The organism is Entomoplasma ellychniae (assembly GCF_002930155.1).
In the GTDB taxonomy this organism is placed as follows: domain Bacteria; phylum Bacillota_I; class Bacilli_A; order Mycoplasmatales; family Mycoplasmataceae; genus Entomoplasma; species Entomoplasma ellychniae.
Genome location: NZ_PHND01000001.1, coordinates 54,473 through 79,340, shown reverse-complemented (window position 1 = coordinate 79,340; position 24,868 = coordinate 54,473). Strand labels below are relative to the sequence as shown.

The 24,868-nt window shown below is 26.9% G+C and carries 19 protein-coding genes and 10 tRNA genes; 1 reads left to right on the top strand and 28 read right to left on the bottom strand.

Features of this window, described 5'->3' with window-relative positions; translation table 4 throughout:
* Positions 1-4: 4 nt before the first annotated feature.
* From oppC to ptsP, 28 genes are all read right to left on the bottom strand, one after another.
* On the bottom strand, positions 5-964 hold the full coding sequence (gene oppC / locus EELLY_RS00365; RefSeq protein ID WP_104205543.1) for an oligopeptide ABC transporter permease OppC: 960 nt from the start codon (positions 962-964) through the stop codon (positions 5-7).
* Between the two features lie 14 nt (positions 965-978).
* The gene (gene oppB / locus EELLY_RS00360; RefSeq protein WP_181021026.1) at positions 979-2,193 is read right to left on the bottom strand and encodes an oligopeptide ABC transporter permease OppB; all 1,215 of its coding nucleotides are present in this window, start codon (positions 2,191-2,193) and stop codon (positions 979-981) included.
* Positions 2,194-2,937: 744 nt separating this feature from the next.
* The gene (locus tag EELLY_RS00355; RefSeq protein ID WP_104205541.1) at positions 2,938-4,767 is read right to left on the bottom strand and encodes an ABC transporter ATP-binding protein; all 1,830 of its coding nucleotides are present in this window, start codon (positions 4,765-4,767) and stop codon (positions 2,938-2,940) included.
* 112 nt (positions 4,768-4,879) lie between these two features.
* Complete coding sequence (gpmI, locus tag EELLY_RS00350; protein WP_104205540.1) at positions 4,880-6,475, bottom strand: 2,3-bisphosphoglycerate-independent phosphoglycerate mutase; 1,596 nt, start codon at positions 6,473-6,475, stop codon at positions 4,880-4,882.
* Between the two features lies 1 nt (position 6,476).
* The gene (locus tag EELLY_RS00345) at positions 6,477-7,295 is read right to left on the bottom strand and encodes an HAD-IIB family hydrolase (protein WP_104205539.1); all 819 of its coding nucleotides are present in this window, start codon (positions 7,293-7,295) and stop codon (positions 6,477-6,479) included.
* A 3-nt stretch (positions 7,296-7,298) separates the two neighbouring features.
* Entirely contained in the window at positions 7,299-8,045 is a 747-nt protein-coding gene (gene tpiA, locus EELLY_RS00340) for a triose-phosphate isomerase (protein ID WP_104205538.1), read from the bottom strand.
* 151 nt (positions 8,046-8,196) lie between these two features.
* Entirely contained in the window at positions 8,197-10,341 is a 2,145-nt protein-coding gene (locus tag EELLY_RS00335; RefSeq protein ID WP_104205537.1) for a hypothetical protein, read from the bottom strand.
* A 28-nt stretch (positions 10,342-10,369) separates the two neighbouring features.
* Entirely contained in the window at positions 10,370-11,074 is a 705-nt protein-coding gene (locus EELLY_RS00330; RefSeq protein WP_104205536.1) for a hypothetical protein, read from the bottom strand.
* Positions 11,075-11,157: 83 nt separating this feature from the next.
* Positions 11,158-11,233 (bottom strand) — tRNA-Phe (locus EELLY_RS00325).
* Between the two features lie 8 nt (positions 11,234-11,241).
* Positions 11,242-11,318 (bottom strand) — tRNA-Asp (locus EELLY_RS00320).
* A gap of 3 nt (positions 11,319-11,321) precedes the next feature.
* Positions 11,322-11,397: transfer RNA gene (locus tag EELLY_RS00315), tRNA-Met, on the bottom strand.
* An 11-nt stretch (positions 11,398-11,408) separates the two neighbouring features.
* A tRNA-Ser gene (locus EELLY_RS00310) sits at positions 11,409-11,501 on the bottom strand.
* 42 nt (positions 11,502-11,543) lie between these two features.
* Positions 11,544-11,620, bottom strand: a tRNA-Ile gene (locus tag EELLY_RS00305).
* Positions 11,621-11,630: 10 nt separating this feature from the next.
* Positions 11,631-11,707 (bottom strand) — tRNA-Met (locus EELLY_RS00300).
* Between the two features lie 7 nt (positions 11,708-11,714).
* Positions 11,715-11,790, bottom strand: a tRNA-Ala gene (locus EELLY_RS00295).
* A 14-nt stretch (positions 11,791-11,804) separates the two neighbouring features.
* Positions 11,805-11,881 (bottom strand) — tRNA-Pro (locus EELLY_RS00290).
* A 46-nt stretch (positions 11,882-11,927) separates the two neighbouring features.
* A tRNA-Arg gene (locus EELLY_RS00285) sits at positions 11,928-12,004 on the bottom strand.
* Between the two features lie 139 nt (positions 12,005-12,143).
* Positions 12,144-12,218: transfer RNA gene (locus EELLY_RS00280), tRNA-Cys, on the bottom strand.
* 45 nt (positions 12,219-12,263) lie between these two features.
* Positions 12,264-13,235, bottom strand: a complete 972-nt coding sequence (locus EELLY_RS00275) for a Pr6Pr family membrane protein (RefSeq protein WP_104205535.1) — start codon at positions 13,233-13,235, stop codon at positions 12,264-12,266.
* Positions 13,236-13,292: 57 nt separating this feature from the next.
* Positions 13,293-16,445, bottom strand: coding sequence for a spermidine/putrescine ABC transporter permease/substrate-binding protein (gene potCD / locus EELLY_RS00270; protein ID WP_104205534.1), 3,153 nt, complete (start codon positions 16,443-16,445; stop codon positions 13,293-13,295).
* Positions 16,409-17,581: a spermidine/putrescine ABC transporter permease gene (gene potB, locus EELLY_RS00265; RefSeq protein WP_245859134.1), complete on the bottom strand. Its 1,173-nt coding sequence runs from the start codon at positions 17,579-17,581 to the stop codon at positions 16,409-16,411. The genes potCD and potB overlap by 37 nt, the downstream gene beginning before the upstream one ends.
* 2 nt (positions 17,582-17,583) lie before the next feature.
* Positions 17,584-18,633 carry a spermidine/putrescine ABC transporter ATP-binding protein gene (gene potA / locus EELLY_RS00260; RefSeq protein WP_104205533.1) on the bottom strand — a complete coding sequence of 350 codons (1,050 nt, stop codon included), beginning with the start codon at positions 18,631-18,633 and terminating at the stop codon, positions 17,584-17,586.
* Positions 18,634-18,735: 102 nt separating this feature from the next.
* Positions 18,736-18,870 carry a hypothetical protein gene (locus tag EELLY_RS04315; RefSeq protein ID WP_281253988.1) on the bottom strand — a complete coding sequence of 45 codons (135 nt, stop codon included), beginning with the start codon at positions 18,868-18,870 and terminating at the stop codon, positions 18,736-18,738.
* 67 nt (positions 18,871-18,937) lie between these two features.
* On the bottom strand, positions 18,938-19,765 hold the full coding sequence (locus EELLY_RS00255; protein WP_104205532.1) for an HAD family hydrolase: 828 nt from the start codon (positions 19,763-19,765) through the stop codon (positions 18,938-18,940).
* A 22-nt stretch (positions 19,766-19,787) separates the two neighbouring features.
* The gene (locus tag EELLY_RS00250) at positions 19,788-20,702 is read right to left on the bottom strand and encodes a carbohydrate kinase family protein (protein WP_104205531.1); all 915 of its coding nucleotides are present in this window, start codon (positions 20,700-20,702) and stop codon (positions 19,788-19,790) included.
* 538 nt (positions 20,703-21,240) lie between these two features.
* Positions 21,241-21,744, bottom strand: a complete 504-nt coding sequence (locus tag EELLY_RS00245; protein WP_104205530.1) for a hypothetical protein — start codon at positions 21,742-21,744, stop codon at positions 21,241-21,243.
* Position 21,745: 1 nt separating this feature from the next.
* Positions 21,746-22,093 carry a SemiSWEET family sugar transporter gene (locus EELLY_RS00240; RefSeq protein ID WP_104205529.1) on the bottom strand — a complete coding sequence of 116 codons (348 nt, stop codon included), beginning with the start codon at positions 22,091-22,093 and terminating at the stop codon, positions 21,746-21,748.
* A gap of 2 nt (positions 22,094-22,095) precedes the next feature.
* Positions 22,096-23,817 carry a phosphoenolpyruvate--protein phosphotransferase gene (ptsP, locus tag EELLY_RS00235; protein WP_104205528.1) on the bottom strand — a complete coding sequence of 574 codons (1,722 nt, stop codon included), beginning with the start codon at positions 23,815-23,817 and terminating at the stop codon, positions 22,096-22,098.
* Between the two features lie 127 nt (positions 23,818-23,944).
* On the opposite strand from ptsP, the gene EELLY_RS00230 reads away from it, so the two are divergent.
* Positions 23,945-24,646, top strand: coding sequence for a type III pantothenate kinase (locus EELLY_RS00230; RefSeq protein WP_104205527.1), 702 nt, complete (start codon positions 23,945-23,947; stop codon positions 24,644-24,646).
* Positions 24,647-24,868: the final 222 nt, after the last annotated feature.

Here is a 24,868-nt window from a genome sequence, read left to right as displayed (position 1 = left end):
TTTTTTATCTATGAGTTTTTGGATCTAAAGAATCCGAAAGTACTTTACCTATTAGATAAAATACTAATGATATTCCACCAACTACTGCTAATGGAACAATTAAAAGGTGCGGTGTTACTTGTCAATCACTACCCGCTAAAGTTTCATTTAAAATAGAACCTAGAGATGCTTTTGAGTTATCATTTTGAGGAATAAAACCAAAACCTAAATAAGCTAGGGTTGAATCAATAGCTATTGCCTCTGGAATAACAAAGGCACATGTTTGGATAATAATTGGTAGTATTTTTGGCATTATGTTTTTTCTAATAATTTTAGGACCTTTTGAACCTAAAACTTTTGACGCTATGTTATATTCTGCATTTCTTGTTAAAAGGATTTGAATTCTAATTAATGAAGCTAAACCTATTCAACTTGTCAAAGAAATCGCAAAAACAATGCTTGCCATACCTTTATTAAAAATAAATATAACCACCAGTCATAATATTAACGAAGGTATAGCTGTTAAAAATCTAACTATTTCTAAAAATAACATATCTACTTTTTTATAAAATCCTCATATAGAACCAATAGTAATTCCTATAAGAGTTTGAAATGAAAATACTAAAATTGTAAATAACATAGTACTTCTAGATCCTATTCAAACTTTATTTCATAAATCCTCACCTTTAGTACCAGTACCAAACCAATGTTCTAGTGAAGGTGGTAAATTTTTATTAGATAAATTAATTTTAGGAACTGCTGATTCTCCAAGAGCTACAGTACAAGTCATCACCAAAAAAACTAATAATATAATTGAGCATACAATAAAGGTGTAGCTTTTGAATACTTTTTTTAAAACTGTATTTCAATATTTGTATGGTTTTGTGTATATTTGTTCAGCTTGTGATAAATCATCACCAACTAGTTCAAATAAACTTGAATCTAAATCATTTAAATCAATATCTGTCTTTTTAATATCTTTCATAAATAATCTTTCTCCTACTTCAAACTAACTCTTGGATCAAGGATTGCTAATAATAAATCTCCTACCAATGTTGTCATAATTCCCAAAGAAGCTGATAAAGTAACAAAACCTAAAACTGTAAATATATCTGTAAAGTTAATTGCTCTGACCATGTAGTAGCTCATGCCTTTCATTCCTCACATTGTTTCAATTAAAATACTTGAACCAAAAATTGTGAACAAAAATATTGTAGGTATATTCCTTGCCATTCTAATAAAAGAATTTCTAAATACATGCACATAAAACACATAAGTTTCGCTTAAACCTTTTGAATTAGCAAATTTAGTATAATCAGAAGTCATTTCATCAATAACTAATCTTCTTGTTTCAACTAATACACCAGGAGTTACTAAAATCATAATTGCTATTATTGGAAAAATTTTCCCAAATGCTGAAAGTTGATCTCAGCTAGTGTTACCACCTAAATAAACAAGCGTAAATTGATAAAAAGGTATAATAATAACTAAAACAGGAATTGCAATAACTGCAAGTGTAATTGTTGTTATAACAGTATCAACTGGTTTATCTTTTTTTCTTGCTACAAATATTCCTAAAGGTATCCCTACACAAAAGGACAATAGTGTTCCAGTTCCGCCAACCAAAAACGAAAGTGGCATTGCTTTAATAAACATATCAGAAACAGGCTTACCAAATTGACCGCTTACATCCCTACTCAATGAAATTCCTAAATAGAATCATTTTGTCACAGGTTCATAAATAGTGAGTGGAGATCCAGCTTCAGAAGTTATTATCGTAACTTGTTTTGGTATAACCGGAGTTACATTTCGTAAGTAAACTAATACTTGAATAATTAAAGGCTTATCTAAGCCTAACTTTTCTTTTCTTGTTGCTAAGCGATTTAAATATCACTCACCAGTAATACCACCATTTTGATTAATTGATTTATCTGATATATCTATCATAAGAGTAGTGTCATCAATAAGGAAATTCAATAAGCAATAAACAACAGCTATAGTTATATAAACAGTAATTATTGAAAAAAATATTCTTTTTAATGAATAGGTTAATAATGGGTAATGTTTTGTAAATTCTTCCAAACCTTCTTTTAACTTATTAAAGTGGTAAGGGATTCTTTGCAAAATACTATTTGACTTTTCACTATCAGTTACAGTTAAACTGACTTCATTAATTAATTCTGTTACTTGTAACTCTTTTTGAGTTTGTTGCAAAACTATCATCTCCTTTCTTGAAATTTTAATTGAAAAATAATCTTGTTAAACTTTTAAAAAATTAATATAATTTTTATAAAAAAACTTAGAAATCTTTTAGATTTGCTAAGTCACTATTTTAATTACTAATTACTTTTTTCATACACAATATTATTTATTGATTTAAATTATATCTATATAAGGAAAATTAATTATCTACTAAAACAGTTCCTTTAAACTTTCTTTTAATAACAATATTACCAATTACTTAATAATATTTAATTTAAAAGTTGATTTTATGATAGCTATCTGCATATCACCAAATATCATTAAAGTATTAAAAAATTATTTTTCGCAGATAATCAAACTGCAGAAAAACCTTTATCAATAGTTGCACAAGCAATTACTAAATTAATGTTTTTCATAAGCGACTCCTTATCTTACATTAAAATAATAACAAATAAATTCTATAAATGTGTAATTTTTTAAACAATTTACAAAAATTTATTTTAAATATAATTTGTTTAATTATTAAAAAAATAAATAAGTTTATTGAAAACATTTATTTCTTAAAAATTTAAAAATTGATCTTTAACTTTTGAAAATTTAAAATATTGAAAATTCATATATGCAGGTTCTTAAAATCGTATATTTTATTTTTTAAAGTTTATTTTATAATTTCTCATAATCTATTTAATAAATTTTTCATTTATTTTTAGCTTTCTATTTTTATTATTTAAAACTTGTTAATAAAAAACAGCTTTTTTATTCCAACATGCCAGCTTCATAAAGTTTTTTAAAGTGACCTTCAATTTTTTTAAGATTTTCAAACGTCCCTCTTTGAACAATACCAGCTCCATTAGCACCAAGCACAATAATTTCATCAACATGTTTTATAGTTGATAATCTATGTGCTATAACAACAGTTGTTTTATTAACCATTAATTCATTTAATGACACTTGAATTTCTTTTTCAACAATATTGTCCAGAGCTGAAGTTGCTTCATCCATAACTAATATTTCTAGATCTTTTAAAAACATTCTAGCAATAATTAATCTTTGTTTTTGCCCACCAGATAAAATAAAACCTCTTTCACCAAGAATAGTATTATAACCATCTGGCATATTTGATATTAACTCATGCAATTTTGCTTTTTTACATGCTCTTATAACTTGTGAATCTGTTTTATCAAAAGCACCATATTTAACATTTTCAAAAACATTACCAAAAATAATTTGAGGTTCTTGTTCTACATATCCAACCCTTTGTAAGTATACAGGTAAATTTAATTTATTTAGATTATGTCCATTAATAAGAATTTCACCACTTGAGGGTTCATAAAATCTTAACAATAACTTAGAAATAGTTGTTTTACCAGCCCCAGTTTCTCCAACAAATGCATACGATTTACCTTTTTCAAAAGTAATATTCATATTTTGTAAAATAGTTTTTGAAGGTTGTTCTGGATAACTAAACACGATGTTTTTTAACTCAATTCTTTTAATATCTTCATTAATAATTATTCCATCATGTTCATGTTCTAAAAATAATGGTTTTGATTTCATAACTCCATATATTTTTTCAGCACTAGCAGATGCTCTTGAAATAGCTGGAATAATTCCAGACACTTGTCACAATGGTCTTGTTAGTGCAGTTAATCCAGCTGTAATAGGCACTAGTTTAGCAAATGATTCTGAATCTTGTCTTGATATTAATACAGCAACAATAACAACAACCATTGCTACAATAACATCTGATGCTATTAATATAGTACTTAGTGCAGCTCCTTTAAGCGCAACTGGTTTATATTGTTTTAAATAAGGTTCATAAATTTTTTCAATTTCCTTATTTTCATATTCTCTTGTTCCAGATGATTTGATTAATCTAATAGAATTAATTTTATCAGCTGTTATTCCATTTATTGAACTCATTATGTTTCTAAGTTGTAAATGGTTTTTACGATAATTTTTAACAACAAACACTAATATTAAAACCATTGAATAAACAGTTACTAAAGCAGCTGTTGCTAAATGTGGTGAAATAATAAATAATGATACTGTTCCTAATATCAAAACCATGGGTGCTTGTATTAAAGAATTCAACAAACCGCTAATTTCATTTGATACATTTGATGTATCATATAATACTTTTGTCATTATTTCACCAATTTTTTTATCAGAATAATATGATATATCTTGTTCAAATAATTTTCTTAAAATTGCTATTTTAAACTTTACTTCTAATCTTGAAGTGATGATGCTAAACAATCAATCTTTAAAAAAAACTATACTTGATAAAAGAATAACAACTAATGTCATAATAATTATTCATACATATCAAACCTGACCATAATCTTGCCCAGCACTTTGTCTTGATTGATTATCGAAAAGAGCTTGTTGTATTACTATATTAGTTAGTATTGGTACTATAGAAACCAATAGAGCCTGAGCCACAATTGTAATAATAACTAAGCTTGCAACTTTTTTATTAGTTTTACCAACTGTGTAAAGAAGTTTAAAAAATCCCATACGTTCTTTATTGTAATTTGATAAAACATTTTCTAAATTAGCATTGTATTTATAATGTTTGCTCATTATTCCTCCTTAATATTTTTATTAGCTTATATTATAACTTTATGAATAAAGTTATAATATAAAAAATAAAAAAGTTTTCAAATTTAATTCAAAAACTTTTTAATGTATTTATCTATTTTTTAATCATTGAAGGTTGTGTCATTTCTTTTGGGATTTCTACACCCAAAATTTCTAAAATTGTTGGTGCTATTTTTACAATAGCTGGATCTTGATCATCGAGTTTAATAGTTTTATCAGTAACAATAATTGGAACTAAACTTGTTGTGTGCTTTTTATTAGGGCCATTTTTTTCATCAATCATAACTTCAGCATTTCCATGATCAGCTGTTATAATCATAACTCCATTATGTTTTAACACAAATTCATCATGAATTCTTTTTAATTGTTCGTCTAAAACTTTTACACCTTTAACAGTAGCTTGATAATCACCAGTGTGTCCAACCATATCACAATTTGCAAAGTTTAACACAATTAAGTCAAACTCATCTTTTTTTCTTTCTTTTATTAATCAGTCCGTAATTTCTTTTGCAGACATTTCAGGTTTTAAATCATAAGTTGCAACTTTTGGTGATGAAATTAAATCAAGACTTGCATTGGTTAATTTAATTTCATCTTGTGTTGCTAGACCATTTTTAAAATAGTCATTTCCTCCATCAAAAAAGAATGTAACATGAGCAATTTTTTCTGTTTCAGCAATTCTTAATTGTTTTAACCCAATTGCAGCAACATACTCACCAAGAGTGTTAATCAGAGGGGTTGGAGGATAAGCTATTCATTGCGAAGTTACACTATCTGAATATTTCATTGTTGAAACAAACATAATCTTGTCTCCAATAAATTCTAAGTTTTTAAATGATTCATCTTTCCATGAAGCATAATCTTTATTAGTTATAACAGAAGCTATTTGAATAGCTCTATCGGGTCTAAAGTTGAAGAATAACATTGCATCATTTTGTTTTAATTCTCCACCAATAATATTTGCATTGTAAGCAGGAACAATCATTTCATCATCCAACCCACCATCATATGCTGATTGTATATAATCCAATGGGTCAGTAAATGATTTTACTTGTGAAGTTCTTTTCGTTAATACTTCATATGAAACAGCACTTCTTTCAAATCTTTTATCTCTATCCATTGCATAGTATCTACCATGTATTGAACTAATTACACCAATGTTATTATTTGCTTTAATTAAATCTAATAATTGTTGAATGTATTGTTTTGCAACTTTAGGTTCAGTATCTCTTCCATCAGTAATTAAATCAAATGCGATTTTTTTAATCCCTGCTTTAATTGCATGTTTGTATAATGACATTGCATGTAACATGTGAGCATGAACTCCACCATCTGAAAATAACCCCATTAAATGCAATGTTGAGTCGTGTTTTAGTACATAAGCAAAAGTTGTCTGAATAACTTCATTAGTGGCAAAACCATTAATTTCAACTTCATTGTTTAGTTTAGCTAAAGATTCCATATTGATTCTTCCTGAACCTAAATGAATATGACCAACTTCTGAGTTTCCCATTTGTCCTTCGGGTAAACCTACTCATTTTCCTGAAGCATGTGCTTCAACTCATGGGTATGTATTTTTCATTTCATTAACAAATTTTTGATTTGCATTATCAACAGCATTTCCTTTGGCTGGAGCTTCAATTCCTCAACCATCTAAAATAGCTAAAATAACTGGTCTTTTACTTTTCATTTTATTTCTCTCCTAATATATATGTTTCAATGAACTCTTTAACAGCACCTTCAACATTTGTTTTATTAATATAAACATCAGCTATATCTTTAATAGGTTGAACTGAATTTGCAATACCAACCCCAATTCCAGCAATTTGAATCATCGGATAATCATTCATCCCATCCCCAATAGCAGCCATGTTGTCAACAGGAATGTTATAGAAATTTGATAATCATTTCAAAGCATATGCTTTATTTATTCCTTTAACATTTATTTCCCCAATTAAATTATCATTAGTTGAAATGTTTAAATCAAAATTTTCTTCTAATAAATTATATAATTTTTCATTACCTTGAAAACCTAACAGTTTAAAAAACTTAAAACTAAAGTCATTTTTAACATCTTCATAAAATAATACTTCACCATCAAAAAAACCTTTTTCTAAAATATAGTCTTTACTATTTATTGAATTTTTAGTAACAACTACTTTATTTAGATCATCAGTGTATCCTCACATGCAAGCATTATGTTTTAAAGCTTCTTCAAAAACTGCTTTAGCTGTAATTGAATCAATACAATTTGATTCTATAACTTTATGATTTTTTAAATCATAAATACATCCCCCATTACAACCAACAATAATTTCACTATCTTTATCAAAACCATATTTTTCTAATTCATTTAATTTTGAAACAGCTGGTCTACCTGTTACAAAAGCTAATTTAACACCTTTTGCAATTGCTTTTTTAATAGGCTCTACATTATCTAAAATAATACCTGCCATTTTATGATATGAAGTTCCATCCATATCTAAAGCTAATAGTTTAATTTCTTTCATAATTTATTTTTTATAGTTGATTAAAGCAATAAAATCATCTGCTTTTAAACTAGCTCCACCAACTAATGCTCCATCAATATTTTTTTGTGACATTAATTCAGAAATGTTTGAAGGATTAACACTTCCACCATATTGAATAGTTATTTGATCAGCAACTTTTTCATCATAAATTTTTGCTAAGTTTTCTCTAATTTTTTGACAAACAATTTCAGCATCATTTGCAGTTGCAGTTTTACCAGTTCCAATTGCTCAAATTGGCTCATATGCAATAATAGTTTTTAAGGCATCACTTGGTGAAATATTTTTATAAGCTTTTTTAATTTGACCATTAACTCAAGTTACAGTTTTTTTAGCTTCTTTAATTTCTAAAGTTTCACCACAACAAATAATCGGAGTGATTCCTGCTTTAATAAGTTCAATAGCTTTTTTATTTACAGTATCATCAGTTTCACCAAACATTTCTCTTCTTTCAGAATGACCAATCACAACATATTTAGTGTTGATTTCTTTTAGCATTGCAATTGACACTTCTCCAGTGTAAGCTCCATTAGTTGCAAAGTGCACATTTTGTGCAGCAATGTCAATAATTTTTGCTTTATTGATCCCAGTTTCTAATAAAGTAAATGGTAAAGCTAATCCTGCTTTAACATCAGACTTTTTAATTGCTTTTTCTACTTTTTTTAAAAAAGAAATTAATCCTTCTTTGTTCCCATTCATTTTTCAGTTTCCAAAAATTACTTTTTGTCTCATTTTATTTTTTTCTCCTATATATCATTTTTTACTCTTTTTTATTATAACTTATAAATCTTGAGGTTTTATTTAAATAAAAAACTTATCTAAAAAGATAAGTTTTAAATAAGTTTTAAATAAGTTTTAATTTTATGTTATCTAACTCTTGTTCTTAGGATGAAACTTTTGTTCTTACAGTTCATAGGGTTTGGCCATTTCATTTGATGTAAGCCTTTTGGCTACCAAATAATTTGTTTTTTTTAACACCATATATTTTTAAAATATATAAACCATTAGCAACATCTTCTTTAATTATGCTTGTTGTTATGTAATTATCTTCTTGATCACTATCTAAAATATTACTTGCATCATCATAAAAATCTATATGAAAATGAACGTCTTTATTTTTACCTCTTGCTATATCAACCTGCCAAGGTTCTTCTGTTGTTATTACCGGTTGTCCAATAATTTTTACTTCAAAACTTACTTGAGATTCAGGTTGACCATACACTTGAACATCAACTTTAACAGTTTTAACTCCGGCCACATTCGTTAATGATTGAATACTTAAATACTTATTATTATTTTTTTCATATTCTGTAATTGAAATTAAATTATCAACATCAGTTTTGAATGTTAAATCTTTACCAATAAGTTTATATCCACTAAGTTTAATATCTTGATATTTTTTTTGACTACCATTAACTCAACTTAATTCTTGATTATCAATTGGTTTAATTTCAGAGAACTTCAAGTCAGCTTTTCATTCTAAAACATTATATTGCATTGAGTGTAATTCATCAGTAATGACTGTAAATTTAACATTTTTAGTTTCAGAATCAGATGTTATATTAACAATTTCTTTAACACCTTCAATTTTAGGTAAAGTGTTACTAATATATTCTTTGGCTGCGTCCAAGTTTTTAAATTCTTGGTTTTCAAAAATTGATTTTTGTTTTAAAACATTGTCATCAATTGGTTTTTTCATTTCAAAATTAGATTCAAAAGTTTTATTGCCAAAATAGTTTTCGTCATCATAACTTACTTTTATGCTTAATTTATAAGTATTATCATTATTTGCATTAGTAGAGAAATCTAATGTTTGCACACCTTTAATTTGCTTTAAATTCTTAGAAAATATTTCTTGGACTTTTAATGCATTTTCATAAACTACACCTTTATTTTCAAATTCTATATTTGTAATTGCACCTTTAATCATATCAGTAATGTCCATTTTTGGTAAAATTTTTGCAGAAAGTGTTTCAGGGCCAAAATAACCTTTCTTATAATTAAAAGTAAGTTTATATGTATTATTAGGTTGTGATAATCAACTAAATTTTACTGATTCTAAATAATTAGTACTATTAAATGGTTTGATTAATTCTTCTTCAATATTTTCATCTGCTATGTTGTATTTTTTATTTTTAACAACTTCAAAGATTTGTTCAACTTCTTTTCCAACTGATTCATTTTTTACTAATGAATCTGAAACATTTGTGTCATCAGAATAATATGTTGATTCAAATGTTAAATTAACTCTATATTTATAATTAACAGAATTTTCTCATTCAAATGTCACATCCTTCACACCTTCAATATTGTTATATAACCTTATAATTGTGCTTTTTGCATCATCGTTTGTGCTATAACCCTTTTCTTGAATTTTACTTTTTACAGATGAAATTGCTTCCTTTAAGTTTGTGTAAGTTTTTGTTTCACTATTAACTACTTCAGGTCCTGAAAAATTTTGTTTGTATACCAGTTTTAGTGAATATTTTAGCAAATTCTCATCAGTTCAATTTAATTCAACTGAACTAATACCTTTTATTTTTTTAATTTCTTGAATTATTTCAGTTTTTGCAGATTCTAGATTTTTTTCATCATATTTGTTATTTTTGATTTCTTCAATTTTTTTGTTAATTTCATTATTTAAATCTACTTTAATATATACTTCAAAAACGTTCCCATAAGTATCAAGTCATTCATATCCTTCTTTTAAAATTGGTGTTATTGCAATACTAGCTGCATCAGTTTCTGTAAAAATAGACGCTTGGACTCTTAGTACACCTTCTGCTTTTCAATCTTTGTATGTTGCAATAAATTCAGCAGCTTCTTGTACACTATTAAATGTTTTATCTTTTAAAAGGCTTTCCACTTCTAACTTAAGTTCTGTGTTTTTTATTCTTTTAGTTGATGTTTCTGTTGTTTTATTTTCGCTTTTTTCTTTACTTTTAAATGACACATCACATGAGACAGCAGCCATACTTACAGTAGGCAAAATAGTAACTACTGTAAGTAGTTGTAATAATTTTTTCATTTTGTATCCTCCAAATTAATTTTTAAAATTAAACTTGGAACTTTGCTGGTAAATTATACTTTTTGTTAGTTTTTAACAATACGATTCTTTTAATTTTTCAAAATAATTCAACTGTTGTATTGTTTATATGTAAAATAACATTAACTAAAACTTGTGATAAATTAGAATCGGCTTTATTATTTTTCTTTTCTTTTGATTTTTCTTTTTTCTTCATTTCAGCAAAAAAGATAATAAGGACTTTAAAATTGACTGATAAGTTATTATTTTGATTAGATCTAAATTTAAATAAAAGTGTTCCAAAAATAATGATGATTGTAGATAATAATAAAAAACTTATTATTACTATTGACAAATATTCAAAATTGTTTGCTCGAGAAAAAAGAATGTTATTTTGAAATAATTTTACGAATAGTTTAATAAGTATTAATGGAACTAAACACAACATATTTCTAACCATGGCAAACATTAGTTCTTTTTTTTCAGTTTTATCATCTTGATTTTTTTTATATACATAGGCATCAGTTTTTTTAATAAAGTTAATAAAATTGACAATCATTAAAATAAACAAAAATAATAAAATTGCAGAATTTATTTTCTGAATATTTGAAAGTATTCAAAGACCCATTAATGAATCATCAAAAAAATAAATAAAAAAAGCAAAAAATAAATAGATAATAACTACTGAGATTATATATACATTTTTACTTAATAATAACTTCATAATTTTTTTCATAAAAATAACCTTTTTATAATTATATTCTTAAAAAACGATAAATAAAATAAAAAAACACTAAAAAGTGTTTTGCTTTTTTTGGATGGTGGTTGTGGACGGAATTGAACCGCCGACACGCAGAGCTTCAATCTGCTGCTCTACCAACTGAGCTACACAACCAAAAATAATGGCGACCCCAACGGGACTTGAACCCGTGATCTCCTCCGTGACAGGGAGGCGCGATAACCAACTTCGCTATGGGGCCATATGGTTGCGGGGATAGGACTTGAACCTATGACCTTCGGGTTATGAGCCCGACGAGCTACCAACTGCTCCACCCCGCGATAAATAAAAATGGCGGAAGATGAGGGATTCGAACCCCCGCTCGGGTTTCCCCGACTCTCGGTTTTCAAGACCGATCCCTTCAGCCGGACTTGGGTAATCTTCCTTATAAAATTGTTCAAATAGCAACAACTGTGTAATTACTAAATGGTGGACCTTACTGGACTTGAACCAGTGACCGTCCGGTTATGAGCCGGATGCTCTAACCAACTGAGCTAAAGGTCCTTTATGAATATGGTAGCGGAAGAGAGACTTGAACTCTCGACCTTTCGGGTATGAACCGAACGCTCTAACCAACTGAGCTACCCCGCCAAAAAAATGGTGGACCCTATCGGGATCGAACCGACGACCCCCTGCGTGCAAGGCAGGTGCTCTCCCAGCTGAGCTAAGGGCCCACATAAAAATATAATGGTCGGGAAGACAGGATTCGAACCTGCGACCCTTCGGTCCCAAACCGAATGCTCTACCAAGCTGAGCCACTTCCCGATACTAAATGTTATTACTTCAACAATAATAACATTGCTGACAAAATTGGTGCGCCCGAAGGGACTCGAACCCCTAACCTTTTGATCCGTAGTCAAACGATCTATCCAATTGATCTACGGGCGCATTTGTTATTATTGTTACCCTTAAAAAAATTTAGGGACTTATTTATTATAAAGGAGACAAGTGTAAAAAACAATAAATTTTTTGAAGATTTTATAAAACACAAAAAAAGAAGCATATAAACTTCTTTTGTTTTTCTTAATGGAGGCGGCAATCGGATTCGAACCGACGATCAAGGTGTTGCAGACCTATGCCTTAGCCACTTGGCTACACCGCCATGAACATACCTTATTTATTATAAGGTAATTAATAAAAATTTAGACTAATTCAGTTTATTTTTATTTGTTAAATAAATAATTGATTGATAAAAAATTGAAAACACTAAAGATATAACTATTAATATCACAATAAATATTACAAATCAAACATATCCTGGCAATCCTAATATTAAAGGGTTTGTAACTTGTAAAAAGAAATACGGATAAGCAATATCAATTGGAGTGCCTGCTGTTTGTTTTATCATTCCTCGTAAAATTGCATAAGCACCATATGCTAATAATATACATATGATTACTAATAGTGTTTTTGAAAAATTTTTAAAAGTTACTTTTTGTGCATTTTGGTGTTTCATAAAGAATAAAACATATAATACAAATAATAATGGTGCTATTGTGTGTAGTATTTCATTTGAGACATGTGATAAAATTTTTTCTCATAAATAAGCATTAGATGATGACATTGAGACTCCTCTTAAAAATGCATTGTAAATAATTCCTGTAATTGTAATTAAAGTAGCTGTAATAATTGATGCTTTCTCACTAAGCAATCCTTTTTTAGACTCATTATGAGGTTTAATTAGAGATGTATACATTCACACAGTGATTAAAATGTTTGATAAAACAGTAAAATAAGATGATAAACTGTTAATTTGTTCAAATGGGTTAAATATAGCTTTTAAACCTTGAGATGCTTGAACAAAATTTATTGTTGTTGAAATGTACTCTTTTTTAGCAATTCATCGGGCATTATGCAAAACACCATATGTTAATATATCATCTAATGTTATAACTTCGCCTTTTGCAAGCAATCCATTAATTTGGTGAACATATAAAATATTTCAAACAGAACTTCTAATATACATATCTAAAATAGTTATTGTCATAATTAATACAAATAATATTTTAAATAATGTTCTTCAATAAAATTTATTTTTTTTGAACGAATTTTGTCTTTTTGTTATAGTGTTTTCTATTTTAAAAGCAAAGGTGTGACTATTGTTTTGTATATGTTTCATAAATCTCCTTTAAATTAAATTATAAATAAAAATAAACCAAAAAAGGTTTATTTTTATTTATTGTTTACCAGCAATTAAATTTGTATATTCATCAACTAGATAATCATCTATTTTTCCATTATAGAAAAATGGTTCAAGATTTCCTTCAATTAGTTGTTGACCTTTCATAACTATTGGTAAAAATAAGTTTTTATATTTTTCAAAAGTTGCACCTTGCTCAGTTGCAGATTGTAAAGTTTCAACATAAGGTGTTGGAGTACCTGTAAAATTAGACAACTCTTCAGCATTAGCAATTATAAAATTCATAAATTTATAAGCTAAATCTTTATTTTTAGCATTTTTAGACATAACCATATTATCTGAATAAATATTAGTTGTTTCTCTAAAGTTTTTTGCTTGATTGTATTTATTTGGTCTTCCATATAAGAAATAAACTTTTTCATTTTCAGTAATTTCTTCAGCAATCAAACTTTCTTCATCTACTTCTTCTACTTCATCTTCTTCTGGTTCGCTCTCGCCATTATATAAAGCATTAGCATTGGCAGCATCTCCATTGTACATGACTGCAAAATCAAATCTACCTTCACCAGCAGTTTGAATTAAAGAATCACCTTCAAGACCAACATTTGGTTTATAAACTAAAGTTTTTAATTCTTCTGCAATATCATCAATTTCTGATTTATTTTTAAGATTACCTTTACCAAATAATTTTTGACCACCAATAGCAAATAGATTCTTAGGATCTTCATTTATAACAACTTTTTTACCAGCATCAGCTGCTTTTCATAAGATATCTCATGATAATTCAAAATTAATAACTCCATATGTTTTAGTAGCATCATAAACATCATCAACTTTTAAAGCAGATAATGTTCCACTTTCATCAACAACACCAACAGCATCGCGATAGTTATCAAATAATCATTTAATGTTATCTCCGCCATCACGACCTTTTGAATTAGGATTAATTACTATAGTTAAATCACCTCAAAAGTAGTTTAAAGCATAATCTGCTATTGTTCCAGTATTTAAACTATGTTCTGGAATATCAACAGAATCTAAATTAACTCTACTATTTCCCATAACATCTAAAAGAGAACTAACAATTTGTAAAGGCTTAGTTTTTTCTTTTGTTTCTGTTTTTGAATCAACTGGTTGTTTATTAATACCTTCATGAGTTTTTTTTGCATCACTTTGGTCCAGATATTCAAATGCTTCTGATCAAACGTTCAACTTAGAGTAATCTAATTGTTCTAACTTATTTTCTTCAGCAAGCTTTTGAACCATATAATCACTTGGTACCATTAAATCATAAGAAAATGTGTAAAGTTTATTATACAAAGTTTCATTTGAATCATATTCTTGATAATTAACTTTTACTTTATATTCTTTTTCAAAATCTTTAATAATTGTTCGATCGATATATTCCCCTCAGTTACCAACTGTTAAATCATAAATATTGTTTTTAATAAATGCTACAGTTAATGCTGAAAAAGATGCTAGACCAATTAACGATACTAATAAAACTTTTCAACTTCTTGTAAATCAATTTTTTGTATATCTAACATCTTCAGTTTCAATGTTATAAAATTCATTTGATTTTTTCGCTATTTTCATTTGAATTGGTGTAATTTTAAATTGAATTTTATCTATTGTTTTTTTAATTTTATTTTCATAATTTTCAATTATTGATAGTTTTTTTGTTTGTTTCAAATCTTTATAACCAACAAGAATTGGTTGTTGACGATAAATTTGGGTTCAAATTAAATCTTTTTTTGAAGATAAATTAGAAATTTTATTTTCATTATTCTTTTTAATTTCTTTTAGTTTTTCAACAACTAATTTTAACTTGTAATTGTTTTTACCTTCTTCAACTTCAATTTTTCAATCTTTGTAATATTTAATTTTTTTTGTATATCATTTAATTGTTGATTTACTTGGTTCAACTTCTTGATTAAAATCAGATATTAAGCTTTGCAATTTATCATTTATTGACTTAGCTTTAATTACAGCTTTATCATCACGAGCTTTCATTCACTCAATCTCTTCTGTTAAAAACTCAATCTCTTCAATGATTTTTTCTAAGTCAATAGAATACTTAGCAGCTTTTTTAACATCTTTAGCTAAAGCTTTTTGTTTTCTCAAAGTTAACTCTTTTTTTTGATTTTTTAATAATTTAGATTTATATTTTTTTTCATTATTAATTTCTGTTTGTAATTTATATCTTTTTCATTCTAAAACAGATATTTTTTTATCATAATTTTTTAAACTTGCTCTTCACAATTTTAAACTTAATATTCAATATTGCACTCATAGTTTAATACTATAAGACTTTTTAATAATAGATAAATTCTCTAAGTTTGATTTTGCTAAATTAAGTTTTGATTGTAATTTATAAATTTCTTTTTGTTTATAAGTTCCATTTTTAATTTGAGCTATAGTTTCTTCTTGTTTTTCTCCAACAATCAAAAATGCGTTATATACTAAAACAGCTAATGCAATAATTGCTACTGTTAATGTTCCAAAAGCAAATATAAATGGCTTAATTCTTTTGGCTGCATAAATAAATCCAGATACATTCTGTTGATCTCCACCTGTAAAATAAGAAATTATAAAGTCATCAAAACTCATTGCAAATGCAATAAACGCGGCTAAAATGATAGCTGGTTTTAAAATTGGTAATATAACTTTAAATATTACAGTAGAGCTTTTAGCTCCTAAATCATTAGAAGCTTCAATAATCCCTTGGTCTATTTTTCTTAAACGCGGCATGACTGTAATAATTACATATGGGACGTTAAATGATATATGAGCCATAATTAGTGTAAATATGCCAAACTTTATACCACACAATAAAAATACGACCATTAAAGCAACAGCTGTAATGATGTCAGCATTAATTAAAGGCACATTTGAAATAGTTAATCATTTATTTCTTTTTCGTTTATCAAGTTTTGATAAACCAATTGCTGCACTAACTCCAATAACTAACGAAATAGCAGTTGATACAACAGCTACAAACAATGAAGTTATAATTGATTTAATAAAAGTTGAATCTTGAAAAAATTGCTCATATCATTTTGTACTAAATCCCATTCAGCTAGAAACTGTATTTCCTGAGTTAAAAGAAAATATCACCATAATACCTATAGGAAGGTATATTAATAATATGATTAAAGCAAAGTAACTTGATTTGAAGAGTCTTTTCATTTTTTACCTCCTTTATTTTCAAATTTATTACTAATAAATTTAGAAGCTAACATAATTATTAATACTATTGCTGCTAAAACAACACTAATGGCTGCACCAGCCCCAAAATTACTTCCTTTTAAAAAGTATGACTCAATAATTTTTGATATTAAATTTATTTTTCCATCACCCATATACTGAACAACTATTAAAGATGTTGCTGTTTGTAATAAAACAAGAGTAAAAGCAGTTATTATCCCAGGGACTGATGATCTTAAAGTGATAACTCAAAAAGTTTTGTTTTTTGAGCACCCCAAATCTTGAGCAGCTTCTTCGATATCTTTAATTCTTGATTCCAAAGCATCGTATATTGGTGGAATAGCAAATGGTAAAAACATATAAGTCATACCAATAATAATTGCAACTTGAGTTCCTAGCATACTTGGTGCTAGAAGTAAAAATAAACTTCTAAAACCTAAAACTTTCATAATCATTGAAATTCACATTGGTAGAGTTACCAATAGTCAAACATTTTTTGCAACCATTTTTGATCGTAATTGAGACATAATTAAAGCTATTGGGTAACCTATTAAAATACACATTAAAGATGATATTAAAGCATAAAATAAAGTTACACCTAATGCAAGCATTATATTTTTATTGCTAAATAAATCCAAATAATTTTGTAGCGTTACTTTGAACATTGATAAATCATTTGTTGGTTGAATAACTGAATAAATTATAATTGCAACAATTGGTAAAATTACTAAAAATATCATCACAATAAAAAAAGGCAATAATATAGGTGTTGTTTTTTTACCTATTTTATGAAAAAAACTTTTTGATTTTAACATCCCACCATATTTTTGAACTCTATCTTTAATACTTTGCTTTTTAGCTTCTGCAATTTGAAGATCTATTTCTTCTTCAAGTTCATCTTTATCAAAAGATTCTTTTGCTTTTTGTTGAAGTTTTAATAATCTTTTTTCCTCTTTGAATTTACTATCCAAGTCTTGTTTTTCTTTTTTAGTTAACGGTTTAATTTTGTCATTTTTTAAATTGGCAATAGGCTTAATTTCAGTTTTATAGTTTACTTGAATAGAAGAATTTAATCATGTTAATTCTTTTTCGTTATTTTTTTGTTTTGCTTTACTCATGATTAAATCTCTTTTCACATAACGTGAATTGATTGATCGTTTCATTTTAATGAAACAATATCATCCATTTCAAAAGTTTGTGTAGTTTGAATTTTTCACTCTCTGCCACTTTTTGTTTCAACTAAAACTTCTCAAAAAACACCTTTAAAAGTTGTTCTTACAACTTTGCCTTTAAAAAATCCAGTGCCGCCTTTTTTAATTTCTATATCTTCTGGTCTTATAACAATATCAACACCAGTCTCATTTTCTCCAAAGTTTGTATCATCACAATAAAATTGTTTATTATCAATTTTAACTTTATGATCTTCAACAAATTCACCATCTTCAATTAAATTTGACTGACCTACAAACTTTGCTACTCATAAACTTTCTGGTTCATTATAAATATCTTCTGGTGTTCCAATTTGTTGAATGACACCGTTATTAAGCACAACTACTCTATCAGAAATACTTAAAGCTTCTTCTTGGTCATGAGAAACCATAATAAAAGTAATTCCAATTTCTTCTTGTAATCTTTTTAATTCTTCGCGCATTTGTTGTCTTAATTGAACATCTAATGCTGCTAAAGGTTCATCTAAAAGTAAAACTCTAGGCTTCATAACTAAAGCTCGTGCAATAGCAACTCGTTGTTTTTGACCACCAGAAAGATCTTGAACTCTTCTTTCTTCAAAACCTTTTAAACCAACTTGTTCTAATTGTTTTAAAACTTCTTTTTCTAAAATAGCTCTTTTTACTTTTTTAGTTCTCAATCCAAAAGCTACATTATCAAACACATTTAAGTGAGGAAATAATGCATATGATTGAAATATAGTATTAAATTGTCTTTTGTTTATAGGAATAGGTGTTAAGTCTTTCCCTTCATACATTATTTGTCCAGCATTAGCTTTTTCAAATCCTGCAATAATTCTTAAAGTTGTGGTCTTACCACAACCTGATGGTCCTAGTAAAGTAATAAATTCACCCTCTTTTATGTTTAAATCTATTCCTTTTAGAACTACTTTACCATCATATTCTTTGGTTACGTTACGTAACTCTAAAATATTTTTTTCCATTTTTGTTCTCCTGTTTGTTTTTGGTTTTAAGTAAATTAATACTCAACAAAATAACATCATGCATGCATGACAAAAAAGAAGTCTTATTTTTAATGCTGACTTCTACTTAAGGGAGAGACTCTGTGTTTGCAAGTTAGTTTCTAAAATTTGAGCATGAAAAAAAACCACATCCAATCATTCAACTGTAATGTATTGATTAGAATTTAAAGAAAATTGATTTCTAATATCTAGGTACATTTCTTACTCCTTTTTTTAATGTAAATAAATTTTACAATATAAAATAAAAAAAAATCAATAAAATGTTTTATTTTTCAAAAATATTTTTAAAAAGATATTCTCCAACTCCACCTTCTTGAACTGGTAGATCTGTAATGTATTTAGCATGACTTTTTACTTTTGTTTTTGCATTTATCATAGCAACACCATGACCAACAAATTCTAAAGCAGCAATATCATTATCACCATCACCAAAGTATATTACATCTTTTGGATCAATTTTCATATCATCACAAATAAATTTTATACCTTTAGCTTTATTAACACCAGGTGGGTTAATTTCAATATTAGCATGAGCATTTGATACATAACTAAAATCAAAAATAGATAAATTAAGTTCATCAATTGAACTTCTAAAATTTTTCATATTTTTAGAATTACCAAAGCATACGCATTTAGAAATAGCTGAGTTTTGATCAATTTGTTTGATGCTTAAAAGTTTTTGACGTTTAGATTTAAATTTCATGAATGTTGTGAAAGCACCCATTTTATTTGTACAATAAGCATGTTTTTCATACTCAGAATATGCAAAAACTTTAATTTTGTTCGCTTTTGCTTTTTTAAATATAATTTTTGCTACTTCATTATCTAAAACATCAGTGTACTCAATACAAAACTCACCATTTTTTAAATATTTAAAAACTTGACCACCATTTTGACCAATAAAATAATGTCCTTCATTAAAAACACCTAATTTTTCAGCAATTGGTTTTATAGTAGTTATGTTTCTACCTGTAGCTATTACAAAAGGAATATTTAAAGACTTTGCATATTGCACAGCTTCAATAGTTCTTGAATGAATTTTATTTTTATGCAAAATAGTTCCATCAATATCTACTATTATCATTTTAACCATAACATCCCTCTTTCTTTTGTTATTATATGAAATCTAAAAATGTTAAAGCACCTAAATGCTCAACACTTTTACTTGCAAATAAATTAGCATTATGAACTATTCTAGTTATCTCATCAATGCTTGTTTGATCATTTATTTTATTTGTAACATATTCATCAATTAACTTTGAAATAAATGAATCACCAGCTCCAGTTGTATCTCTTAATTTTTTAGAAGATGCAACAGGAACATAACTAATAACATTTTTTCAAACAAATAAGGTGTCATCACTACCCCTTGAAACAGCAATTAAAGCTTTTGGATTTTTACTCGCTATTGAACTAACAGCTTCAATCTGATTGTCGATATCTGTTAGTAATCTTAATTCATCATCAGATAATTTAATTAAATGTGCAGTTTCAATAAACGGTTTGCAATATTCTACAAACTCTTTAATTTCTTTATCTGTTATTCATAATTTATCTCTAAAGTTTGGATCAAAAGAAAACTTAATTTTATTATTAATAGCATATTTAAAAAGTTTTTCGTATGATTTTTTTAAATTGCCTCCTAAAAATGCTGTAGCACTCCCAAAGTGAATAAAATCAACATTTAAAAGCTTTTCAATTTCGTTTGTGTTTAATTTGTATTCTGCATCACTATTTCTAATAAACTTAAAATATCTTTCTTTATTTTCATCTAAAGTAACTTGAGCAATTGTTGTTGGAACATTGGAATTCTGTACTAACTTATCTTTTACATTATACTTTTTAAAAAATTTTTGTATTTCATTTTTATACTTATCATTTCCTAACGCACCAACAAAATAACTATTATTATTTTTAATAGCACCAATAGAGCAAGAAACATTAAAAGATGCACCACCAACAATTTCACTTATTTGTTCTTCATAATATACATCCATTAAAACTTCTCCAATTGACAATATATTTTTCATAATTTAACTAACCTCTATTTTTCTTCATTATATAAAATTCTCAATTAAAATATTTTAGATTGTAATAACTTAATCTATATTCAAGTACATAACCATAATTACTAATTAAATTAATTCATCAAAAATATGAGATTGTATTTCATTTCCAAAGATTTTAATTAATTCTTTGTTGTATGAAATGTCAATTCTTTTTTTAAAAGCATGGCTTGTTAAAATTTTACTTTTATTTTTTAAATATTGTAAAATTTATGTTTATTCAAATGGTCAATTGTTGTACCTTCAAAAACTTTTTTAAATATAACTTTTGTTGCTTTAGCAAAGTTTGAAGCCTTTGCTAATTCTTCATTAACAATTACATCTATTAAAAGTGCAATTTTACTTGCTTAATTTAGCAAGTAACTCACTAAAACTGAATAACAAAATATTTTTTAGTTAGTTTTTAATATGTTTTTGTTAAGAAGATATTTTCTGACTAAGCTTTGTTTTTCATTATTAAATTCATTAAATAATGAAAAATGACTCCTCATTTTTTATAATGTTATTCCTCTATGAATTTTTTGTTTTCAACATCTTCTTCAACTTGTTTTGGTTTTTCTTCTTTAGAAGATTTAGATCTAATAAAAATTAGTTTCATTTGTGGTTGCACAGTTACTGAATAACCAATAAATATCAATAAACAAGATCCTATTAGTTTAAAATAGTCAGGTTTGTCTATTTTAGCAGTGAAAGTTATTTGAGATGCTAACATTAAAGCAACTGCTATTGATAATAATGCAAAATTAACGATATCTAAAATTCTTTTTGTTGATGGTTTTTTATTAAAAATTTTTATAAACGGAAAAACAATAGCTACAACAACTAGAGTTATTCCAATTATGCCTAGTCAAAAAAATGGTGTTGAAATAGTTGAATGACCTTTACCCAAAGCAACCCCATCACTAAAACCTACACTAAAAAAAGCTACAATAGATAAAACTATAAAAATTAAAATGTTAGAACACAAAGCTATGTTTAAATATAATCTTTTCCCAAAATTTTTCATTTTATTTTTCTCCTTTGTTGTTTTTAACTAAATTAATTTTCCCCATATATATTAGTTTTAATATAATTAGTATCAAAGAACAAATTAATTGAGCCGCATTTGAAATTATAACTGGTAAAGCTAATAATCACCCGCTTGAAATCCCTGATAAAATTCCATAAGTAAGTCATATTAAAGTACCAAACAAAATAATTAATGTCATGACCATTGAAACATCTTTTATGCTTTTTGTTTTAATAACTTTATATACTTGTGGTATTAAAAAAACAGACGCCAATACTGAACCTATATACCCAAATATTGCTGCAGTCGCTTTTATGTTATCTATGTTTTCAGTTAAAAAAATCATTGTTATATACCTTCGATAAAGTTATCAACCAATTTAATAACTTCATCAGTGTCTTCACACTCTAAAGCTTTAATTGATAGTTCTTTAGCTTCTTTCATTGTAATTTTGCTCATTAAACATCTTGCTTGTAAAATTGAACTTGCACTCATTGAAAATGCATCTAATCCTAAACCCACTAAAATTGGCAATGCTTGAATATCCCCAGCCATTTCTCCACACATACCTACTCACTTATTATTTTTATGAGCACCTTCAATAGTTAATGATATTAGTTTTAAGATCGCCGGGTTCAAAGGTTGATATAAGTATGAAACATTTTCGCTCATACGGTCAGCTGCCATTGAGTATTGAATTAAATCATTAGTTCCTATAGAAAAGAAATCAGCATGTTTACTAAATTTATCTGCATTAACTGCAGCTGCTGGTATTTCTACCATCATTCCTACTAGAACATTTTCATCATATTTAATACCCTCAGATTTTAATTCAAGCTTACACTCTTCAACAACCGCTTTTGCTCTTAAAAATTCATCAACAGTTGCTATCATTGGGAACATAATCCCTAATTCACCATGTGCACTAGCTCTTAATAACGCTCTTAATTGATCTTTAAAAATGTCTTTTCTGTCTAAAGTAAATCTAATAGCTCTATACCCTAAAAATGGGTTCATTTCATGAGGGAATTCAAAGTATGATAATTTTTTATCACCACCAATATCCAATGTTCGAATAACTACAATTTTTCCTTCCATAGCATCAACAACTTTTTTATATGATTCATATTGTTCATCTTCTGTTGGGAAATGATCATTATCCATGTATAAAAATTCAGATCTAAATAATCCTATTCCTTCTCCACCATTCTCAATAACTGAATTAACATCACTAGGAGAACCGATATTTGCTTCAATTAGTTTTTTAATTCCATCTTTAGTTTTTGAAGCTTCATTTTTAAACTTTAATAACTCAGCTTTTTCTTTAATAAAGTTATCAGAAGCTGTTTGATAATTTTTGATATCTTCATCAGTTAACTCTATTTCAACAATCCCTGATTTACCATCTAATGATATTAGTTCATTAGTTTTAACATCATTTGTAATAGTTCTTAATCCTAAAACTGCAGGTATTTCTAAACTTCTAGCCATAATTGCAGCATGAGAAGTTCTTCCTCCAATATTGGTTGCAAAACCTTTAACAAACTTTTTATTCAATTGTGCAGTTTGAGAAGGTGTTAAATCTTCTGCAACAATAATTACTTCTTCACTGATTGTTGATAAATCAACTATTTTAATATTTAAAATATGTTTAATAATTCTATTGGCAACATCTTTGATGTCGGCACTTCTTTCTTTGAAGTACTCATCATCCATTGAAGCAAACATTTCATAATAATTGTTAGTAATTTTATCAGCAGCAAAGTCCGCAGATACTTTATCATTTGTAATTAAACTTACCATTTCATCTTTCATAGCAGGATCAGCAGCTATTTGTTTATGAGCATCAAAAATAGCTGCTTTTTCTTCTCCTAATTTATCAAGTGTTGAAACCCTCAATTTTTCTAAATCATCAACTGATGCTAAAATAGCTTTTTCTAATTTATTTATTTCACTTGTAATATCATTAATTTTAGTTTTTGATATTTTAATTTCTTCTTCATTTAAAACAAGTGCTTTAGCAACAGCTAGGCCTTCGCTTGCCCCAATTCCTTTTAATTTTTTACCCATAATTTCTCCATCATTTAATTTTTTTTCATTCTTTTAATATTATAATACTTTTGTAGAAATTTTTTTAAATTCTAAGCTAATAAAGTAGAAAAAATTATTATAATTATATTAATGAAGTGAGGTATTTATGATTAAACTTTTAATTGATGTTGGAAATACCACAACACATTGTAAATGATATGATAGCCAAAATAATTGTTTTATTAAAGAAACAATATTTATGACCAAAAATGTTTTACAAGATGAAACTAAAGTTGTTTTTGAATCTCACTATGATCAATTAATTTATTCTTCAGTTGTAAAAAAAATAGAAGAAAAAATTAAACAAAAAGAAAACAAAGCTTATTCTATTTTTGATTTTAAAAAAATCAGTCAAAATGATTTTGTTTATCCAATAGATCAATTAGGACAAGATTTTATTGCTAATTTTTACGGATGAAAAACCTCTAATGGGATTATTGTAAGTTTGGGAACGGCTACCACTTTTATGATAATTAAAGACTCTAAAATGATTGGAGCTATCATTTCCCCAGGCATTGAATCTAGTTTTAAAGGTTTAATTGATAGTGCTGATGCTTTAGAATTCAACTTTTATCAAGAAGTAAAATGAGAAAATAATACTAAAGGTTTGTGAACTAAACAAGCTATAAACAAAGGAGTTGTTAATGGTCATTGATATATGATTAAAGGTTTAATTAAAGAAATTAAAAAGGAACACAATATTAAAGATGTTATTTTAACTGGTGGATATGCTGATTTATTAATTCAAAATAAATACAATGTAAATAAAAATTTAATTTTTGAAGGAATTATAAACATATCAAGTTAAAAATTAATTTATATAGTTCACATAACTATTGAATGATCTTTATTACGTATTTGAATATGACAGATTATATAAAATGGTTGCATTTTTATAAAACACAAATAAGATCTTTAGGTAAGCAATGAAATAAAAGTTCAAATTTAATTAGAGTATAAACAAGTTAATGGTGGTGAATATAAAATGAATAAATAATATCTAGGTAAAGTCATTTGAATTTATCCCACA